Source organism: Siphonobacter sp. (assembly GCF_048595215.1).
In the GTDB taxonomy this organism is placed as follows: Bacteria; Bacteroidota; Bacteroidia; order Cytophagales; family Spirosomataceae; genus Siphonobacter.
Genome location: NZ_JBMDWJ010000186.1, coordinates 1 through 17,539, shown reverse-complemented (window position 1 = coordinate 17,539; position 17,539 = coordinate 1). Strand labels below are relative to the sequence as shown.

General features: G+C 49.2%; 14 protein-coding genes and 1 pseudogene. 7 read left to right on the top strand and 8 right to left on the bottom strand.

The genetic code is table 11. The features are described 5' to 3' along the window. Nucleotides 1-2 precede the first annotated feature (2 nt). The 3 genes from ACOJTG_RS11120 (at nucleotide 3) to ACOJTG_RS11110 (ending at nucleotide 3,813) form a co-directional block, all read left to right on the top strand. Complete coding sequence (locus ACOJTG_RS11120; RefSeq protein WP_420153868.1) at nucleotides 3-1,142, top strand: nitrilase-related carbon-nitrogen hydrolase; 1,140 nt, start codon at nucleotides 3-5, stop codon at nucleotides 1,140-1,142. Nucleotides 1,143-1,278: 136 nt separating this feature from the next. Continuing rightward, nucleotides 1,279-2,136, top strand: coding sequence for a 2OG-Fe(II) oxygenase (locus ACOJTG_RS11115; RefSeq protein WP_420153867.1), 858 nt, complete (start codon nucleotides 1,279-1,281; stop codon nucleotides 2,134-2,136). An 18-nt stretch (nucleotides 2,137-2,154) separates the two neighbouring features. After that, the gene (locus ACOJTG_RS11110; RefSeq protein ID WP_420153866.1) at nucleotides 2,155-3,813 is read left to right on the top strand and encodes an ArnT family glycosyltransferase; all 1,659 of its coding nucleotides are present in this window, start codon (nucleotides 2,155-2,157) and stop codon (nucleotides 3,811-3,813) included. 80 nt (nucleotides 3,814-3,893) lie between these two features. Here ACOJTG_RS11110 and ACOJTG_RS11105 read toward each other — a convergent pair whose 3' ends face one another. The 3 genes from ACOJTG_RS11105 to ACOJTG_RS11095 all read right to left on the bottom strand — a co-directional run bounded on the left by ACOJTG_RS11105 (nucleotide 3,894) and on the right by ACOJTG_RS11095 (nucleotide 6,306). Continuing rightward, entirely contained in the window at nucleotides 3,894-4,658 is a 765-nt protein-coding gene (locus ACOJTG_RS11105) for a glycosyltransferase family 2 protein (protein WP_420153865.1), read from the bottom strand. A 178-nt stretch (nucleotides 4,659-4,836) separates the two neighbouring features. After that, nucleotides 4,837-5,907, bottom strand: a complete 1,071-nt coding sequence (locus tag ACOJTG_RS11100; RefSeq protein WP_104714655.1) for an NAD-dependent epimerase/dehydratase family protein — start codon at nucleotides 5,905-5,907, stop codon at nucleotides 4,837-4,839. 150 nt (nucleotides 5,908-6,057) lie between these two features. Next, nucleotides 6,058-6,306 (bottom strand): hypothetical protein, encoded by a 249-nt coding sequence (locus ACOJTG_RS11095; RefSeq protein ID WP_133163383.1) that lies wholly within the window; start codon nucleotides 6,304-6,306, stop codon nucleotides 6,058-6,060. A gap of 199 nt (nucleotides 6,307-6,505) precedes the next feature. Between ACOJTG_RS11095 and ACOJTG_RS11090 the strand changes: the two genes are divergently transcribed. Then, nucleotides 6,506-7,690 carry a glycosyltransferase family 2 protein gene (locus ACOJTG_RS11090; protein WP_420153864.1) on the top strand — a complete coding sequence of 395 codons (1,185 nt, stop codon included), beginning with the start codon at nucleotides 6,506-6,508 and terminating at the stop codon, nucleotides 7,688-7,690. A gap of 33 nt (nucleotides 7,691-7,723) precedes the next feature. Continuing rightward, entirely contained in the window at nucleotides 7,724-8,689 is a 966-nt protein-coding gene (locus tag ACOJTG_RS11085) for a hypothetical protein (RefSeq protein WP_420153863.1), read from the top strand. A gap of 127 nt (nucleotides 8,690-8,816) precedes the next feature. Here the strand turns inward: ACOJTG_RS11085 and ACOJTG_RS11080 are convergent, their stop codons facing one another. Beyond that, nucleotides 8,817-12,206 carry a carbohydrate-binding protein gene (locus tag ACOJTG_RS11080; RefSeq protein ID WP_420153862.1) on the bottom strand — a complete coding sequence of 1,130 codons (3,390 nt, stop codon included), beginning with the start codon at nucleotides 12,204-12,206 and terminating at the stop codon, nucleotides 8,817-8,819. A 294-nt stretch (nucleotides 12,207-12,500) separates the two neighbouring features. Between ACOJTG_RS11080 and ACOJTG_RS11075 the strand changes: the two genes are divergently transcribed. Both ACOJTG_RS11075 and ACOJTG_RS11070 read left to right on the top strand, forming a co-directional pair. After that, complete coding sequence (locus tag ACOJTG_RS11075) at nucleotides 12,501-13,322, top strand: glycosyltransferase (protein WP_420153861.1); 822 nt, start codon at nucleotides 12,501-12,503, stop codon at nucleotides 13,320-13,322. 29 nt (nucleotides 13,323-13,351) lie between these two features. Further along, on the top strand, nucleotides 13,352-14,269 hold the full coding sequence (locus ACOJTG_RS11070) for a glycosyltransferase family 2 protein (protein ID WP_420153860.1): 918 nt from the start codon (nucleotides 13,352-13,354) through the stop codon (nucleotides 14,267-14,269). Nucleotide 14,270: 1 nt separating this feature from the next. Here the strand turns inward: ACOJTG_RS11070 and ACOJTG_RS11065 are convergent, their stop codons facing one another. The 4 genes and pseudogenes from ACOJTG_RS11065 to ACOJTG_RS11050 form a co-directional block, all read right to left on the bottom strand. Next, the gene (locus tag ACOJTG_RS11065; RefSeq protein ID WP_420153859.1) at nucleotides 14,271-15,782 is read right to left on the bottom strand and encodes an O-antigen ligase family protein; all 1,512 of its coding nucleotides are present in this window, start codon (nucleotides 15,780-15,782) and stop codon (nucleotides 14,271-14,273) included. Continuing rightward, the gene (locus ACOJTG_RS11060; RefSeq protein WP_420153858.1) at nucleotides 15,783-15,935 is read right to left on the bottom strand and encodes a hypothetical protein; all 153 of its coding nucleotides are present in this window, start codon (nucleotides 15,933-15,935) and stop codon (nucleotides 15,783-15,785) included. It lies immediately after the preceding gene. 4 nt (nucleotides 15,936-15,939) lie between these two features. Then, complete coding sequence (locus tag ACOJTG_RS11055) at nucleotides 15,940-17,118, bottom strand: glycosyltransferase (RefSeq protein ID WP_420153857.1); 1,179 nt, start codon at nucleotides 17,116-17,118, stop codon at nucleotides 15,940-15,942. A 12-nt stretch (nucleotides 17,119-17,130) separates the two neighbouring features. Beyond that, a pseudogene (locus tag ACOJTG_RS11050) lies at nucleotides 17,131-17,539 on the bottom strand (hypothetical protein); the annotation flags it as partial.

Below are 17,539 nucleotides of genomic sequence, written 5' to 3'. Positions count from 1 at the left end.
GTATGTTTAAACAACGTTTACTGATCATCCTGGGTACGCTGATGCTGGGTTGGGCTCTGTACGTAATTTGGTCTAATAAAAATCGAAATATTGCTCTGCCGCCGGCTGACGTCCAGTACCGATCTTTTGCCGAAATGGGTCGCGATTCGGGGCGGGGCAATCTAATTGGCATTCAGCCGTATATGTTACCCGTCGATTACTCCAGTGAAGAGGCCTTCTTTCAGAAACTGAATGGCTATTTTGCCGAAGCCCGTCGGAAAGGCTGGCTCAACCGGAAAAGCATTGTGGTGTTGCCGGAAAATATCGGGCTGTGGCTGGTGATTGTGGGCGAAAAACGCGAAGTATACGCCGCCCCGAAACTACAGGACGCTATTCATACGCTCACGTACAGTAATTTCTTTACGTATTTGTCTACCCGGCTGCAGGCTCCGCAGGAGTTGAAGGACCCCACCAGTTATAGTTTACTGGCGATGAAAGCCGCCGACATGGCCAATATCTACCAGCAAACCTTTTCGCACCTGGCCAGTACCTACGACGTTACCATCGTAGCTGGAACCACGGTACTGCCCGAGCCCGCCATCAAAGAGCAAAAGCTGGCCTACGAAAGTGGAGCCCTGTACAGCGTTTCGGGCGTTTTTCTACCCGATGGTTCGCTGGCGGGCCTGGTGAAGAAAGCCTATCTCTCCAAGCAGGAGCAAACGTATATAACCCCCGGAACGATCCAGGATGTACCCGTGGTGTATACGCCAGCGGGCAAATTGGGCGTACTGATCCACCAGGATTCGTGGTTTCCGCAGGCGTATGCTAATCTGCGGGAAAAGGGAGCCTGTATGCTGGCCGTTCCGGCGAATATTACGCTGAACAACTACTTGCGGCTTCCCTGGGAAGGGTATCAGAATTACCCCACACCCGCCGAAGCCCGAGCGGACGTGAATAAACTCACCGAGGCGGAAGCCTGGGACAAATACAGCTTCCCGAGGCGGGCCCCCGAGGAGGCATCCATTACGAAAGCGATTGGCGTTTTTCTGAAGGGAGAACTCTGGGAGCTGGGGGCCGAAGGCCAACCCCTGCTGTTACAGGGAGCTACCTATAAAAAGGGTCAAACGACGCCGGGAGCCAGTCTTTCGTGTATTTGGCTGTAGGGCCGCGTAGAAAAACGAACCCGTACATTCTGAAAACGCCCCTTCGGGGCTACTTTTGTTCTGCGAAACAAACCGTAGGCACATTCGGCTGGGTTTCACTCACTTATTTCATTCCATTCCTTGCGTTCTGCATCATATGAATACGACGGTTCATACTACTGCCAACATTGTCAATCTGGAAGCCTGGAAGGCCAAATTGCCGGAGTTGAAAGCTCAATATCAGACGGAACATCCGTATCCGCACATTTCCATTGACAATTTCCTGGAAGAGTGGGCTGCCGAAAAGGCCATGCAATCTTTTCCGGCCATTCAGGACGAAGGGTGGATTCACTACGTACACGTGAATGAAAAAAAGCACGGCCTCAACAAAATGGAGCTGCTGCCCCCTTTCATTCAGGAAGTGATTACGTACCTCAACTCCGATGCGTTTGTCGCCTTTATGAGCGAACTCACCGGGATTCCGAATCTAAAAGCGGATGATATGCTCGAGGGAGGCGGACTGCACCAGTCCAAACGCGGGGGCTTCTTGAACGTGCACGCGGACTTTACCGTGCACCCGCACAAGCGAAACTGGCGACGCCGGGTCAATTTGCTGCTGTACCTCAACAAAGACTGGAAACCCGAATACCGCGGCGATCTGGAACTGTGGGACCGTAAAATGACGGGGGTTGAGGCAAAAATTGCTCCGATCTTTAACCGCATTGCGGTATTTAATACGGATGATGATTCGTTCCACGGGCTACCGGATCCCATCCAGTGCCCGGAAGACATGACGCGGAAATCCGTTGCCCTGTATTACTTCACGGAAGAAAAAGAAACGCCCAAACTGCGTCCTACCAACTACCAGGCCCGTCCCGGCGATGGCATCAAGTCGGTTGCCATCTGGCTGGATAAACAAGCCGTAGCTACCTATACGCGGTTGAAACGTACCCTGGGTATTGATGACAAAATGGTCAGTAAAGTGCTCAATATCTTCGGAGGTAAGAAAAAGTAAGGGGGATCTCTTTCACGTATGAATCGTTTAACCACTCTAGTACTCATCGCCCTAGTGGCGGGATTGTTCTTTATTCCCTTCCTGGGCGGCGTGCATTTGTTCGACTGGGATGAAATCAACTTCGCGGAAATCTCCCGCGAGATGCTGGTGCTCAATGACTACCTGCGGGTACACGTCGACTTTAAGCCTTTCTGGGAGAAACCACCGTTCTTTTTCTGGCTACAATCGCTGGCCATGCACACCTTTGGCGTAGGGGAGTTTGCGGCCCGTCTGCCTAACGCCTTGTGCGGAATCCTTACGCTGAGCTTACTGTACCTGCTGGGCGAACGGCTATTTAATCGGCGATTTGGACTGATTTGGGTAGGAACGTACCTGGGCTCCATTCTGCCGCATTTGTACTTTCGTTCCGGTATTATCGATCCCTGGTTCAACCTCTGGATTTTCATTGGACTGAATGGAATTATCTTTTTCCGCTGGAAGAAGGATCATTTTACCTTTCTACTACCTAAAAGCAAATGGTTTTATCTCCTTTTAGGCGGCTTTCTGCTGGGGATGGGTGTACTGACGAAAGGCCCCGTAGCCTACATGCTAGTCTGCGTGACCCTCGGGGTTTATTTTGTGGTGAATGGCTTCAAGCTATTTATTAGTCCCCTGCACTTTATTGTCTATACGGTTATGACTTCGCTGGTGACGCTGGCCTGGTACGGCCTCGAAACCTGGCAGCACGGTCCCTGGTTTATTCAGGAGTTCATCAAGTACAACTATCGCTTATTCTCGACTCCCGATGCCGGGCACGCGGGTTTTCCGGGGTATCACTTCGTCATTCTGTTCTTTGGCTGTTTTCCGGCGAGTACGTTTGCTTTGCGGGCCCTGAATTTCCGTACGGAATCGGGCGAAACGGATTACCAGCGGGATTATCAGAAATGGATGGTGATTTTATTCTGGGTGGTACTGATTCTTTTCACGATCGTGAAGTCGAAAATCGTACACTACTCATCCATGTGTTACTTCCCGCTAACGTACCTGGCTAGTTTAACCATTTATCGGCTTTGGACGGGCCGGATTGTCTTTCGTACCTGGATGAAAGTAAGTCTGGCGGTATCGGGTGGGATTTTCGTCATTCTAACGATTGGCTTACCTATTTTATCGCACTACGTCGATTGGTTACAGGCTCAGATTGCCCCCGACGATAGCTTTGCGGCGGCTAACCTGGACGCTAAAGTCAACTGGACGGGTTGGGAGGCTACTCCCGGTGTGGTTTTGTTCTTGGTCATCCTCTTCGGTATTCGCTTCCTGAGCCGTCAACAGTACGAACGTGGACTGGTGACGCTCTTTATCGGTACGGCCGTGTTTACCACCCTGACCCTGTGGTTCTTCGTAGCCCGTATCGAGAGCATTTCCCAGGCGGCGGCCATCCGGTTCTTTGAAGCTCGCCAGGGCGAGGATTGCTACATTGTAACGTATAAGTACCGTAGCTACGGACCTTTCTTCTACGCTCGTCAGCAGCCCGAACGCCATCCCAAAAGCTGGGACGACGAATGGGCCATTCACAGCCCGGAAGTGGACAAACCGGTCTATGTGATTGCTAAAAACCTGCTGGAAGCGGAAGTCGATACGATTCCGACCTTAAAGAAAATCGGTTCGGAAAATGGGTTTGTGTTTTACAAACGCAAATAGACGGCTGGTTGAAGTATATGCCAATAAAAAGAGCCATCGGTTAACCGATGGCTCTTTTTTGTATAGCAGGCGAAGGATACTTAACGGCTTACCGAAGCAGTCTTGGCTGATTTTTTCTTCATGAAATCGCCGCGTGAAAAGAACTTCTCAATCATGCAGTACAACAAGATAAAGAAGTAACGGCTACCCATTTCCTTAATTTTCAGTTTGGACTCGCCGTATTTCCGGTTCGTCCAGGAATTAGGCATAACCACGAACGAATAACCACGAACGTACGCTTTGAGCGGTAATTCAACGGTCAGGTTAAAGTGCGGCGAAAGGAAGGGTTTGATGCCTTCAATGGTTTCGCGTTTGTATAACTTGAATGCGTTCGTCGTGTCGTTATACTTAATGCCAATCATCATGCGGATAATCAGGTTGGCAATCCGGTTGATGAATTTCTTCAGTCCGGGATAATCAATCACCTTGCCGCCTTTCATCCAGCGGGAGCCGAATACGGCATCGGCATCCGTTTCCCGCATTTTGTAGTAATACCTTACCAGATCTTCGGGATCATCCGACAAATCGGCCATCATCACGGCTACGCAGTCGCCCGAGAAACGTTCCAGACCGTAACGAACGGCGTATCCAAAGCCGTTAGGTCCCAGGTTGGTTTCGTAATGCAGGGTAGGAATCTGTAGGGATAGTCGTTCGAGTACCTGTAAGGTATTATCCTTGGAGTTATCGTTCGTTACGAAAATCTCGTGTTCAATTCCCTCGCGGGCTAACGTTTGATACAGCGAAAGCAAGGTTTCTGAAATAGAATCCTGTTCATTATACGCGGGAATGACGACACTGAGTTTCATAAGCGAAGGATCAAGCGTTGCGAATGGGTCGATAGTTAGTTGAAAGTCATACGACTAGTTCTACAAAGGTACGCATGAATCGCATGTTTTGGCAAGGTCTCTGACAAGTAGGCAAATCCCCCTATATACAAAAACACCGGACGTAAGCCCGGTGTTTTAAAAAGATACTACTTTTCGCTTAAGCAGTACGTAAACGTTCGGCGATGCCATCGTGAATTTCAACCAGCGTCGAGTGGATATCGTAGGTCCAGTTCCAGCCGGGGTAGTGGGCTTTGAACTTCGACAAATCCGAAACGTACCAGATGTGGTCGCCGATACGGTTGGTGTCTGAATACGTATAGTTCATTTTATTGCCGGAAATCTCTTCACAAATCTTGATGCCTTCCAGCATGGAAACGTTGGCAAAACGACCGCCACCTGCGTTGTAAACTTCGCCCGGACGTGGATTTTGGTAGAAATGCCAGAACATATTCACCAGGTCATGCGCGTGAATATTATCGCGAACCTGCTTACCCTGGTAACCGAAAATGGTGTATTGCGTTCCGGTAATCGCACATTTCATCAGGTACGAAAGAAAACCGTGTAACTGAGCACCCGAGTGGTTAGGGCCCGTCAGACAGCCTCCCCGGAATACGCCCGTTTTCATGCCAAAATACCGACCGTATTCCTGTACCAGTACATCGGCGGCTACTTTCGAAGCTCCGAACAAGGAGTGTTTCGTATGGTCGATGCTCAGATTTTCGTCAATTCCGTTTTCGTAATAGGCGTGATCCTGAGAAATCTCCCAACGGGTTTCCAGCTCTACTAAGGGCAAGAAGTTGGGGTTGTCGCCGTATACTTTATTCGTAGAAGTGAAAATGAAGACGGCCTCAGGGCAGTGCTGACGCGTCATTTCCAGCATGTTCAGCGTACCCGTAGCATTCACCGAGAAATCGGTGAATGGCTCGCGGGCGGCCCAATCGTGGCTGGGTTGAGCGGCCGTATGCACGATCATTTTCACATCACTGCCGTACTCCTTGAAGATAAGGGCTAATTCTTCAACCGAACGAATGTCGGCGGTGCGGTGCACGTAGTTGGTATATCTTTCCTGTAAACGGTTGCGGTTCCAGTCGGTGCTACTTTCGGCACCGAAGAAGTACTGCCGCATGTTGTTATCAATACCTACAACCAGGTCAAATTTGTCGGCTAGAAAAGCGACCGATTCGCTTCCGATCAATCCGGCTGAACCGGTAACTAAAGCAATATTCATATGTCAAAGGCTTTTAAAAATGCAATAAGATGAGAAGAATGACAGCAATAGCGGCGGAGAATACTTCATTACACCGATAAACTAAAAAAGCGGTATAATCGTTTACGATCACCGCTTTTAGAGTATACTTTGTCACCTACTCGCAAGGAGTTAGTTATGGGTAGAACCCTTCAGCGACAGTAATTTCAAACGGATGTTCTCAGCTCGTTCGGCTGTGCCTTCTTTATCAGGCCAGGTATTTTTGAGCTGAGCGGCAGCACTGTCAGGAGAAACGCCATAGACCGTTTTGTTGTTTTTACGGACATCAGCCTGGTCAATGGTATTGGCTCGTTGATAAGCACAGGAAGCCAGCAGGCTACCTAACATCAGAACGGATAGAATGGCTTGTACTCGCTTCATAAGGAGAATATTGTCAGGGACTGGGTACAAAAATAGACAGCAATTATTTTCGGACAAACACATTGGTATAAATTCCTGTAGTTAGAAAAAAGTATTCCGGTCATTAAAATCAAAAAAGAATGATAATTCCCGTGGAAAACTGCTCAACAACTACGCTGGAAAGCTATCTTTGACTGATGTAATCGTCCGCCAACGTTATATGAAGATTTTCTTCGAAATTCTATTTTGGTTCCTGATTTTTCTGGTCTTTTATACGTACCTCGGCTATGGAATCTTCCTTTGGCTGCTGCTAAAGTTCCGCAAAAGGCGTACGTCCCAATTTTCTGCTTCGTACCAGCCCGATGTCACCCTGGTCATTCCGGCGTATAATGAAATGGGTTGCCTGGCCGAAAAGGTTCATAATTCCCTGGCACTGGAGTACCCTGCCGAGCACCTACAGATTCTTTTTGTAACGGAAGGTTCGACCGATGGGAGTACCGAGTGGTTGCAGCAGCAGTACGGTAGCCATCCACGGGTTTCCGTGATGGGGGGGAGTGAACGCCGGGGCAAAATTGAAGCCATCAACCAGGCCATGCACCGGGTGCATACACCGCTGGTTATCTATACGGATGCCAATACCAATCTAAACCCGGATGCCGTGGCCAACATTGTACGGCACTTTGCCGACCCGCAAGTGGGGGCCGTTTCGGGAGAAAAACGCATTCAAACCTTCGAAAATGAAGCCGCTGCCGGAGCGGGCGAGGGCCTGTACTGGAAATACGAATCGTTTCTGAAAAAACTCGATACCGAGCTGTACAGCGTAGTGGGGGCCGCGGGTGAATTGTTTGCCATTCGTACGGAACTCTACGAGCACGTCGAAAAAGATACGTTGCTCGATGATTTTATGATTTCGCTTCGCATTGCTACCCGGGGTTACCGCGTGGTATACGATCCCGAGGCCTACGCTTTGGAACGACCTTCCTTTTCCATTGGAGACGAACAGAAACGTAAAGTACGCATTGCCGCGGGAGGCTTTCAGTCCATTGCCCGTTTACCGCATTTGCTAAATATTTTCCGGTACGGCTGGTTGTCGTTTCAGTACATCTCCCACCGGATGATGCGGTGGGCCGTGGCTCCGTTTGCCCTGCCGCTGGTATTTATTTTGAATGTACTGCTGGTTCTATTAAGTGAAGGCTGGTTATATCCAGTATTGCTGATTGCTCAGATTGCTTTTTATGCAGCCGCATTACTAGGATACTGGCTGGAAAACAAGAAGCTTCGCGTAAAGGCCCTGTTTGTACCGTACTACTTTTCGTTCATGAACTGGTGTGCCATCCTGGGGTATATTCGATACCGTAACGGACTGGCTTCCGGCATCTGGGAGAAAGTCCGCCGGGCGGAGTAACGCATTCCATGTATTTTAAAGGCCTCGCTGACGATGAAGAAATTGATGTTGAAGTCGCTGTATGCACTGGCGGCCCTCCGGTACCCCAACATTAAGAAAAAATACCTCCTCTACTTTATTCGGGATAATTACTACTGCAAACTCGTGCAGACGAAGTTTTTGCTGAAAGATTACGTAGAGAAAAAGCCGTATAAAGTCATCGAGTATCGGGGCGAGTTCGATCAGGAACTACGCTACGTATTGCCTTTTGCCTACTGGCATCACCTGAATGGAACCCTCGAAAAAACCATTTCTGCCAGTAATACCAAAGAGTTTTATTTCTTCAGTCCCAACCACGAAGAACGTTACAAAGAACGCATCTGGACCGAATCGTACGATCACTACGACGTGCCGAACATGACGCACAGTAACTCGTACAGCTTTCAGAAATGGGCTCAGGTACCCTTTCGCGAGCATTACAAAAATGATCTGTTCGTGTACGATAAACCCATTCTGCTGATTGCCAATAAGTACAATCGCGAATGGGATCAGCCGCCCATCAATTTTCTGGGCATTCCTGAATTAGAACGGATCATTCACCTGTGCCGGGATAAATACCAGATCGTCTATAACCGGCCCCTGCCTACGCAAATTGTACAGGATAACAGCGAAACGCTTGATCTGGGTGAACACGCCTGGTTACGGGAAAACCACCCCGAAGTAATCCAGATGAATGATCTGTATCGACAGTATCATCCGGGAAGCGTGGTTAGCTACAACCACCTGCAGTTGATGGTATACGCCAACTCGGAGCGTTTCATCTCCATGCACGGCGGAACGGCAGCATTGGCGAGTTGCTTCGGCGGCTCCAATATCATCCTTTCCAATCCCAACTGGGGCATGGAACACGCCTTCAACGAATACGAAAATCTTTTCCCTAAACTCTCGGGAGCCCAGATTTTACACGCTCGGGAAAAGCCGGAAATCTTCCAGTTCATTGAGCGGGAGTGGCTGAAGTAGTACTTACGAAGCAGGCAGGTACTCATTCTTCGGAGGCGTATAGGTCTGACGCTGTTTACCCTTTTCTACAAAAAAGAGACTTGGCTTTTCAGCCAAGTCTCTTTTTTAATTGCTGTGAACGAAGCCCTTACATTTTAATGACTTTCTTCACGGAACGCTGCGTACCCTGTTTTACCTCAATCAGGTACAAACCTTTGGGTAAGCTTGTCAGGTCAATTTTACGGATGAATGAAGTCTTCTCCTTCTTGTAAGCAATGCGGTTTTGTACCCGGCTTAAGGCCATGTCGTAAATGAGTACGTCAACGGGTTCCAAGTTGTCATTGTCTAAGGCAATGCTGACATAATCCGCGGTAGGATTAGGATATACGTTCAACGTAGCCAGTGAAACATCCGTAGGCTTAACGACCTCCGCCGCTACCCGTCCGCCGCTCGCCGTTCCCTGCGGAACAACAAAGCTAGGCGTTTCAGTGACCGTCAGCGTAATCTTTCCATTCGTTGCGGTTACCGTGGTTACCTGCATGGCATCGCCTCCGGCCCGGGGGGTGTACACCAGAGCGGAAGCCGCTCCTTTTAAGTCCAGCGTATAGGAAACCGTACGGCCCGTTTCGCCGGGTACCACCAGAGCGTAGATCGATTTGCCGTTGTTTTCGTAACGATCCACGAAAGGACTCGTACTTAAGGTTTGCTGATAGCTGTATTCGCCGAGCAGTTTATTCACCTGTACCAGATAGTCGGTGGCCAGCTTACGCGTCATGTCCCCGTTGATCAAACCCATCGAGCCGAACTGAATGGGCGACTGCGGATTGTCATCATATAATTGATACAGAAACAGTTTATCAATACCGGAACGAGCGTAGAGTAATGCCGTACGTAAAATCCAGTCGGCCTGCGTTTGTTCTACCGTTTTATTACCAATGGCAATCGCTTTGAGCGGACTACCCTGGTTGAGATCATAACCCGCTTCCGTGATCCATACGGGCATATCCTGAGCCTGCTGGTGAGCTAATTGATTGAAGCTATCGGCTACTAAAGCGGCTTTGGTTACTTCGGGAGCAGCTCCCCGCGAAGACATACCACTTTGCGAAGAAGAGGCATCGTCCGTATAGAAGTGGTAATTGATGACATCCCAGCAGAGGTTTACACTACCATCGGCTTTGTAACCCCGGTACTGCTTACACCAGTCGATCATACCTTTCACGTAGTCAACCGTAGCGGAGGCAATACCCCCCATCACGACTTTCATGTTCGGATCGGCATTTTTCACACCTACGCCCGGACCCATCGTATTCTTATGACCATCGTAGAATGCCGAGAGGTTGGCCGCGTATTCCCGACCCGTTTGGTACGCCTTGCGGCCTTTCCAGGATTTATCCCGTTCGTTATCGCATTCGAGATACTTAATGACATTCATACCGATCTTCACGACGTTGATGCCGTCGCCGGTCCAGCGTTGAGCACTGTTTACCGTCACCAGACTCGGATTGACGTTCGGATTGCTACCGTAGCGGGCTGCGTACTGGAAGCCAACTTTGGCCTGTTCCAGGTAGGACATCGGGTCGGTGAAATCCTTTCCATAGCGAAGCGGTACGTTTTCGCCGTCGCGTTCGCTTTCCGGGTACGTCTGCTGGAGCCAGTTGGGCAGGTTTTTCAAGCAGGCCAGTACTTCGATGCCCGCGGCTTTGCAGCGTTCGTAAATAATGTCGTAATTCCAGCCACCACTGTGCGTCGGGTTATAGGTGTACTTGCCTTCGTTGGCTTCCAGGCGTTCCCAATCCATGTAGTGCCGAATTCCCGTGAAGTTTTTTACCACGTTCATGCGGGATTCGTTAATTACACTGGGATTATTGGCATCTTCAAAGTTCCACTCAAAGCCATTCACGCCCAGCATGTCTTTAAACTTCACAAATTTTTGCGGAGCGGGAGAGGGTTTGACCGTCGCGGGCGTATGCGTGCCGTACAATTCGATTTCGGTCGGATACTGATACCAGGCATTGATGATGAGGTAACGGGCTCCGGAAATGGGGACATCAAGCTTAAAAACGGATTCACGATCTGGGTACGGACCTACCCAGGTGCCGTACGATTTGCCCGTAAAAGTGGCTACCGGAATGCGTTCCCACTGATCATTGATGATGAAGATTTTCAGCGGATATTCTTCCAGATTACCCGGACCATCGAAAAACTTGATGCTTTGCAAGGTCATGGATTCGCCTTCCAACAAGGGATAATACGAATCATAATTGGCCAGGGGTTTCCCGTAACCCGTGTGTACGTCTACATCCGTAATGCCATCAAATAAGGCATCCAAGCCATTGCTGACGTTGTTCATCTGGTACCAACGTTTGGGATCGAGGGTAATCTTGGTACCGACTACGCCAGTAAATGGAGGCGTTGCGGCTACAGTAACGGTTTGGCTAACGGCAGTTGCTGCTGTGAACTGAGCCGAACCTGCCTGCGTAGCCGTCAGCGTTGCTGAACCCGCCGCTACTACCGTAGCTTTCCAGGAACCGCTTGCATTGGAAACGGAAAGTACGTTGGCGTTGGAAGACGTCACGACAATCGGCGTACCCGATTGCGAACTGCTAACGGTTAGATCAAAGGGAGCATCACCAACGACTTTATTGGCCGGAGCGGTAAAGGACAGTACGGCCTGAGGCAGTACCACTGTACCACCCGAGGTGACTTCAAAGTAGTTGAGATTAAAAGCTCCTTGGCGAGCGTAAATGCGAAGCAGTTGCGAGCCCGCGGGTAGCGTAGCCGTGGTGCTAATAGTGGACCAGCTCTGCCAGCCGCCCGTCTGCGGTACGTTCAGGGTAGCATTCAGTACCGAACCCGCTGCATTGCGGATCTCGATCTTGCCGTTGCCGTAGGCATTGGCAATGCGGAACTGGAATGTATAAGTACCCGCCGTAGGAACTTTCACCAGGTAGTCGAGCCAGTCATCGTCGTCAATCCAGCTAATATTCAAACCGCCACCCACGTCCGTAGTGGTTTCCGTATTAATACCATTCATGGATACGTAGCTTTCGGCTTCGATCTTGCCGGGCAGCGATACGGGGGCAACCACTTCAAAATAGTTGAAGTTAAAGGCTCCTTGCTTAGCGAAGATCCGAATCCGTTGATTACCAGCGGGTAGCGTAAGGTTCGTGGTGATGGTCCGCCAGCTTTGCCAGCCGCCCGTCTGAGGTACACTCAAGGTAGGGTTCAGTACGGAGCCGGCCGCATTACGGACTTCGATGAGACCGTTACCATAGGCATTGGCGATGCGGAATTGAAAAACATACACCCCAGCCGAAGGGACGCTGACGTCATAGTCCAGCCAGTCGTTGTCATCAATATGAGAGACATTTAGACCCGCACCGACGTCGGAGCTGGTTTCCGTTTGAATGCCGCTCATCGCGACATAACTTTCCGCTTCAATCTTAGCGGGTAAGGGTTGATAGGCCAGTGGGCTGGCGAAAACGAAAACTGGAGACAATAATACTCCAATCACTAATGAAATTAGAGATGTTTTCATTGAAACTTTGTTGGCGGACAATTGTTTCCTTTAAAACCTTCCAAGAAAAGTATTTAAAAGATCCGACTTGTCAAGGGTGGATTGACAGTGAATGAAATGTGGTGTGAAATATAAAAATGAAGAATTAACATTTGCAATAAAAAAATATAAAAAAATTGCAAGAAAAAGAGTTGAATACGATCGTGGGATTGAAGACGTATATAAAGGGTGGTTTCAAAAATAAACTAAATCTTTGATACTTAGTTCCTTGATGAATAATTATTTTTGTCTAATATCCATAAAATCCCCGCCAGGATGCAGCAACATCGCTTTAGCTATTCTCCCGATTCTTTGAGTCCGGAATTTTTGAGGGAATTACGGGAACGTCTAGCCAAATTTCGGGTAGAAGATCCAGAGGTAACCATTGCTATTCCGGCGTATAATGAGGAGAAAAACCTGCTCAATACGCTTTCGTCCCTGGCCAGTCAGGAGACCCGCTTTCGTACCGAAATCATTGTCGCTAACAATAATTCGAAGGACCGAACCCAGGAATTACTCGATGCTTGCGGCGTTAAATCAATCCTGGTTACCCAACAAGGCATTGGCTACGCCCGGCAGGCGGCTTTGGAAGCGGGGCGGGGAAGGTATTTTCTTAACGCTGACTGCGACTGTATTTATCCCCCTACCTGGGTGGATGCACTGGTGGAGCCCTTAACCAAACCTGACGTTTCCTGTACTTATGGAACGTATTCGTTCATTCCGAGTGCTCAAAATTCTCGTCTGGCTCTGTTTCTGCACGAATCGGTTTCGCACGTAGGATTTAAATTACGCGAATGGAAAGGGCTGGAGTACATCAATGTACTGGGCTTCAACTTTGGTTTCCGGCGAGCTGATGGACTGGCCGTGGGTGGGTTTCGAGTCGATGCAGGCCACCAGGGAAATGTGGCGGCTACGGGCGTGTGCGAAGACGGCTGGATGGCGATGACGCTATTGGACAAAGGACGTTTGAAACACGTTACGCGGGGGGCTCACGTCTGGACGAGCGATCGCGTACTGAACCGCGACGGAGGGGTAACAAAAGCCTTCCAGAAGCGTATTTCGGTGGAATTGTCCCGCCTGTTTCACAAACCCGAATAAGCCGTTCCATCCTTTCATTGCCTTTTTCTATGCTGGCCACGTCACCGGAATCCTATCCGCTCATTTCCCTTGTTAGTATCAATTACAATCAGGCCGAAGTAACCCGGGATTTTCTGGAATCCTGTCGCGGCCTGACGTATCCCAATTATGAAGTTATTCTGGTGGATAATGCCTCCCGACAACTCCTTTCATCCGTCATCAATGTAGCCGATTACCCCGGCGTAACCATCGTACGCAGCGAGGAAAATCTGGGCTTTACGGGGGGGAATAACCTGGGAATGGCAGCGGCAAGGGGTGATTACTTCTTTATCGTCAACAACGATACGGAGTTAATACCAACCTTACTGGACGATCTACTGAAACCCTTTGAACTAGATTACCGGATTGGCGTTACCTGCCCTAAAATCAAATTTTACGATTATCCCGATATCGTGCAGTATGCGGGGTATAATCCCATGAATCTGTACACGGGAACGGCTACGCCCGTGGGACTAAACGAACGCGATAGCGAGCGTTTCAATCAGTCGGGTTACACGAATTTCGCTCACGGCTGTGCGATGCTGGTCAAGCGGGAAGTGATTAATAAGGTAGGGCGTTTTGCAGAACGTTTCTTCCTATACTACGAAGAATTGGACTGGTCGCAACGCATTAAAGACGGCGGATTTCTGATTTATTACCAGGCCTCGGCTCTGATTCTGCACAAGGAATCCGTATCGGTAGGAGCATCCAATCCTCTCAAAACGTATTACCTCACCCGCAATCGTATTTTGTACATGCGGCGGCACGGATCAGCCTTTCAACGGCTCATTTTTTACGTATTCTTTGCTACTTGCGTACTGCCCAAACACGTGCTTACCTACCTGATGAAAGGAAAATTCACGCACGCCAAAGCCTTTCTGAAAGGGGTACGCTGGAATCTTACCTCGCCCTCCACTTCCGCCGTATAGATTAGCTCAGGGGCAGGGCCTTCGCGGCAGCAGCCCGCTGTTTCTGATCGAGTGTATAGGTAACATCGATTAGAGCGGCCATTAAATAAATGTAGATATTGAGGGGAAACTGCACCAGAGCCTCCTGTGGATAATTACCGATATTCAAAACGAAGACGCCTAACGTCATCGCCAGACAGTACGTCTTAAGCTCCGGGTTTTTGATGCGGTAAAAATTGATGATTCCCGCCCGAATAATCAGGAAAATCAGCGTACAGAGAAGCAGCAGACCTACCCACCCGGTTTCCATGGCCACGCGTACGTAACCTCCATCGGGAGGAATGTTAGCCAGAAACGAATCGGGCGAAAAGCGTTTGCCCCAACTACCCGCAGCCCCCAATCCACCCCCGATGGGATGGGACTGAATAAAGGGCTGAATTTTTTTCTGATTCTGGGCCCGCAGGTTAAAGGAAGCATCGTCGGTCGGTCGGAAGGCCGTCTGAAAGCGGTACAGCGTTGGATTCGACGTAGGAATTAGGATCAGTACGGCCATACAAAAGCCCGCGATCAACGAGAAAAATAGAATGATCCGGTTGAACTTAAGAATGGCAAACAAGGCCAGTCCGGCTGGTAGTAATACATACGCTCCCCGCGTTCCCGAAAAAAGCATCGCACTAATGAATAGGAAGATCATTCCCACCAGGCTTATTTTCTTCCAGAGAACCAGCGGGCCGGTCAACAGGGCTACGCAAATCAGACTCGCAATGACCATGTTGTAGGAGAAAATCACGGGATCGGCAAAAAGCCCGTACTTCCGCCAGTGACCATCGATAAAGAGCAAACTACCAATACTGGGGTCGGAGTCGAGGTAGGCCTGTTCCGAAGCCGCAAAGCCAATGTATTCCTGTTTATAAGCTAATAGAGCGGCCCAGAACGAGATAAATAGCCATATTTTGAGGATGACGCGGATAAACTGGACGGTACGGATCTGATACCGGAATACAAAATACATCAGTACGACAATGGCCGCCGAACGCACGGTATACACCCAGGCCAGCCGCGAATCTGCTACGGGATTGAGTACTTGCAGCATATTAAAACTTACCCATACCAACACCATCGTACTGACGGGTCCTTTGAAGACGGACCAGTCGGGTCGGGAACGTTGACCGATAAAAAAGCCCAGAATCAGTAGGTACTGCAAGCCATCGAGCAAGGTGCCGAGGGGAAATTCGACGCCAAGCCGCAGAATAAAGAAGAGCAGATTGGCCATCACGAGTAGCGTTAGGATCCCAAACTCGGGTTTGGCTACAATCGCATACAGGACGGGCAGAGCAATACCTGCACCTAAAATAATGAAGCTCAGCTTGATATCGACTTCAATGGCAATCCAGCCCAAGCCCAGTGAAGCCAGGAGCAGAAGGGCGGCTCCCGGGAGGTTATAGAATTTTTCCACCCACAGCTTTTGCCGAATCCACGAAAAGATGGATCGCTGGGCAGAATCATTCGATGCGGGCAGTTTAAAGGAGCTCACTTATAAAAATACGAGTTTGAAAAAGAAGAAATAAACGCTACCCAAGGCCAGTAAAATGGCAATTTTTTGCATCAACGCTTCCGTAGAAGTCAACCCTTCAGGGGTATCCGTTTTTCCTGGGGTTCGTTTGGGGCGATCCGGATAAATCTTCATAATCCTATTCGGAAGAACCGTGTTTGGTTGCTACTGAAATCTGGTTGGCTTTACGAACTTTCAGCAAAGCCATGATTTGGTAAAGCATAAACCGAGGAATATTCCAGAGCGACTTGTAAATTTTCGGATGCGTGTCGGAAAGCAGCAGGGCAATCAGAAATCCTGCTACGAAGGTGAGCAACGCCAGGAGCCATACCAGAGCCAGGGTTGGAGCCACCCATACGTTGATGAGCATGAAAACCACCGACAACAGCAGGAAAATAAACAACGGGGGCCGTAAGAGGATGAGTCCAAATACAAACTGATTCCAGTTGAAGGTGGTAATACCTTTGAAAATCAGACCGAACCCGTACGAAAAATACTTGAACCAGGTATTAATCCAGCGAGCCCGTTGCTTGACCAATTGATCCGATTGGGCCGTTTTTTCATCGTACACGATGGCTGACTCCGTAAAGGCGATGCGGTGCCCGGCACCGACAATGGCCTTTTGTAACACTTTATCAAAACCCGCTCCCGTCACGTCCAGGTGTTCCAGGCTGGCCCGGTACAATTCCGTAGTAAAGGCCATACCTGAGCCCGCCAAGGTAGCCGAAGAACCTACTTCAAAGAGTACCTTACCGTCGTAGAAATGATAGTAAATATCCCGGGCTGCATCCAGACAGGAGAATGTAGTATCCAGGTTTTTCGCCTCCCGAATTCCCTGTACAGCGGTAAAACCCTGAGCGAAGTAGCGATTTAGCTCATTGAGATACTCGGAATCAACCAGGTTATCGCTGTCAATAATCGTGAGCCGTTCATGCGGGCGGATAAACCGTTGAATGGCGTAAAAATGGGAACGCGTGTTGCTGGCCAGTACTTGTTCCGGTCGGAGCAGTTGAACCCGGGGATCGTCAAAGTGTAAGGTACTGATGTCGCACTTATCGGCGACAATATAAATGACGTAATTCGTATAGTTTAATTTTAGCAGGGAAGCTACTACGCTGGGTAACAGTACCGTTTGTTCATAAGCCGTAACAATGATGGCGTAATCCGGCTCAAGAGTGAGCGGGGCGGACTGGCGTTTGGAAACAAAAGCTTTTCGAATCAGATACCCTACCAGTAAAACTACGGGTAAGACCAGATTATATCCGATACTTAATTGCAGCAGTAGCCACAGGTTATAAGCTAGGGTACGTACATCCATTCAATTCCTTGGTTAAGATACCGTAGTCGCTTTATTTAATACCCAACCTACCAGGGTATCACCCAAACTCTTTAAGTACTCAATACCGGGAGTGTGCGAATCGCGAATCGTAGTATGGGCTTCGTAAACGGCCACTACTTTATCGGCAAACTGAATCCATTCTTTCGCCTTGTTTCGCGTTTCTAAAGCCGGCGTTTCGATCAGTATCACGTCGAAATAGCTTTTTAATTCGGCAATTTTAGCGGCAATGTGCGTTTCGCTAGCCAGTTCAAAGAGTGAGTAATCACCCCGATTATTGCTTAGGGAGTAAATGCCATTTTCAACGTACAACGATTCCAGGGTCATCGTCGTATGCAGGAAGTCCTCCACATACACGGCTTTCGTAGGCAGGGAAGTGCTAGACGTACTGCTAAAGTTTCCA

Coding starts and splice junctions, on each gene's coding strand:
- ACOJTG_RS11120 (WP_420153868.1), top strand. CDS start 3: ATGTTTAAACAACGTTTACTGATCATCCTGGGTACGCTGATGCTGGGT.
- ACOJTG_RS11115 (WP_420153867.1), top strand. CDS start 1,279: ATGAATACGACGGTTCATACTACTGCCAACATTGTCAATCTGGAAGCC.
- ACOJTG_RS11110 (WP_420153866.1), top strand. CDS start 2,155: ATGAATCGTTTAACCACTCTAGTACTCATCGCCCTAGTGGCGGGATTG.
- ACOJTG_RS11105 (WP_420153865.1), bottom strand. CDS start 4,658: ATGAAACTCAGTGTCGTCATTCCCGCGTATAATGAACAGGATTCTATT.
- ACOJTG_RS11100 (WP_104714655.1), bottom strand. CDS start 5,907: ATGAATATTGCTTTAGTTACCGGTTCAGCCGGATTGATCGGAAGCGAA.
- ACOJTG_RS11095 (WP_133163383.1), bottom strand. CDS start 6,306: ATGAAGCGAGTACAAGCCATTCTATCCGTTCTGATGTTAGGTAGCCTG.
- ACOJTG_RS11090 (WP_420153864.1), top strand. CDS start 6,506: ATGAAGATTTTCTTCGAAATTCTATTTTGGTTCCTGATTTTTCTGGTC.
- ACOJTG_RS11085 (WP_420153863.1), top strand. CDS start 7,724: ATGAAGAAATTGATGTTGAAGTCGCTGTATGCACTGGCGGCCCTCCGG.
- ACOJTG_RS11080 (WP_420153862.1), bottom strand. CDS start 12,206: ATGAAAACATCTCTAATTTCATTAGTGATTGGAGTATTATTGTCTCCA.
- ACOJTG_RS11075 (WP_420153861.1), top strand. CDS start 12,501: ATGCAGCAACATCGCTTTAGCTATTCTCCCGATTCTTTGAGTCCGGAA.
- ACOJTG_RS11070 (WP_420153860.1), top strand. CDS start 13,352: ATGCTGGCCACGTCACCGGAATCCTATCCGCTCATTTCCCTTGTTAGT.
- ACOJTG_RS11060 (WP_420153858.1), bottom strand. CDS start 15,935: ATGAAGATTTATCCGGATCGCCCCAAACGAACCCCAGGAAAAACGGAT.
- ACOJTG_RS11055 (WP_420153857.1), bottom strand. CDS start 17,118: ATGGATGTACGTACCCTAGCTTATAACCTGTGGCTACTGCTGCAATTA.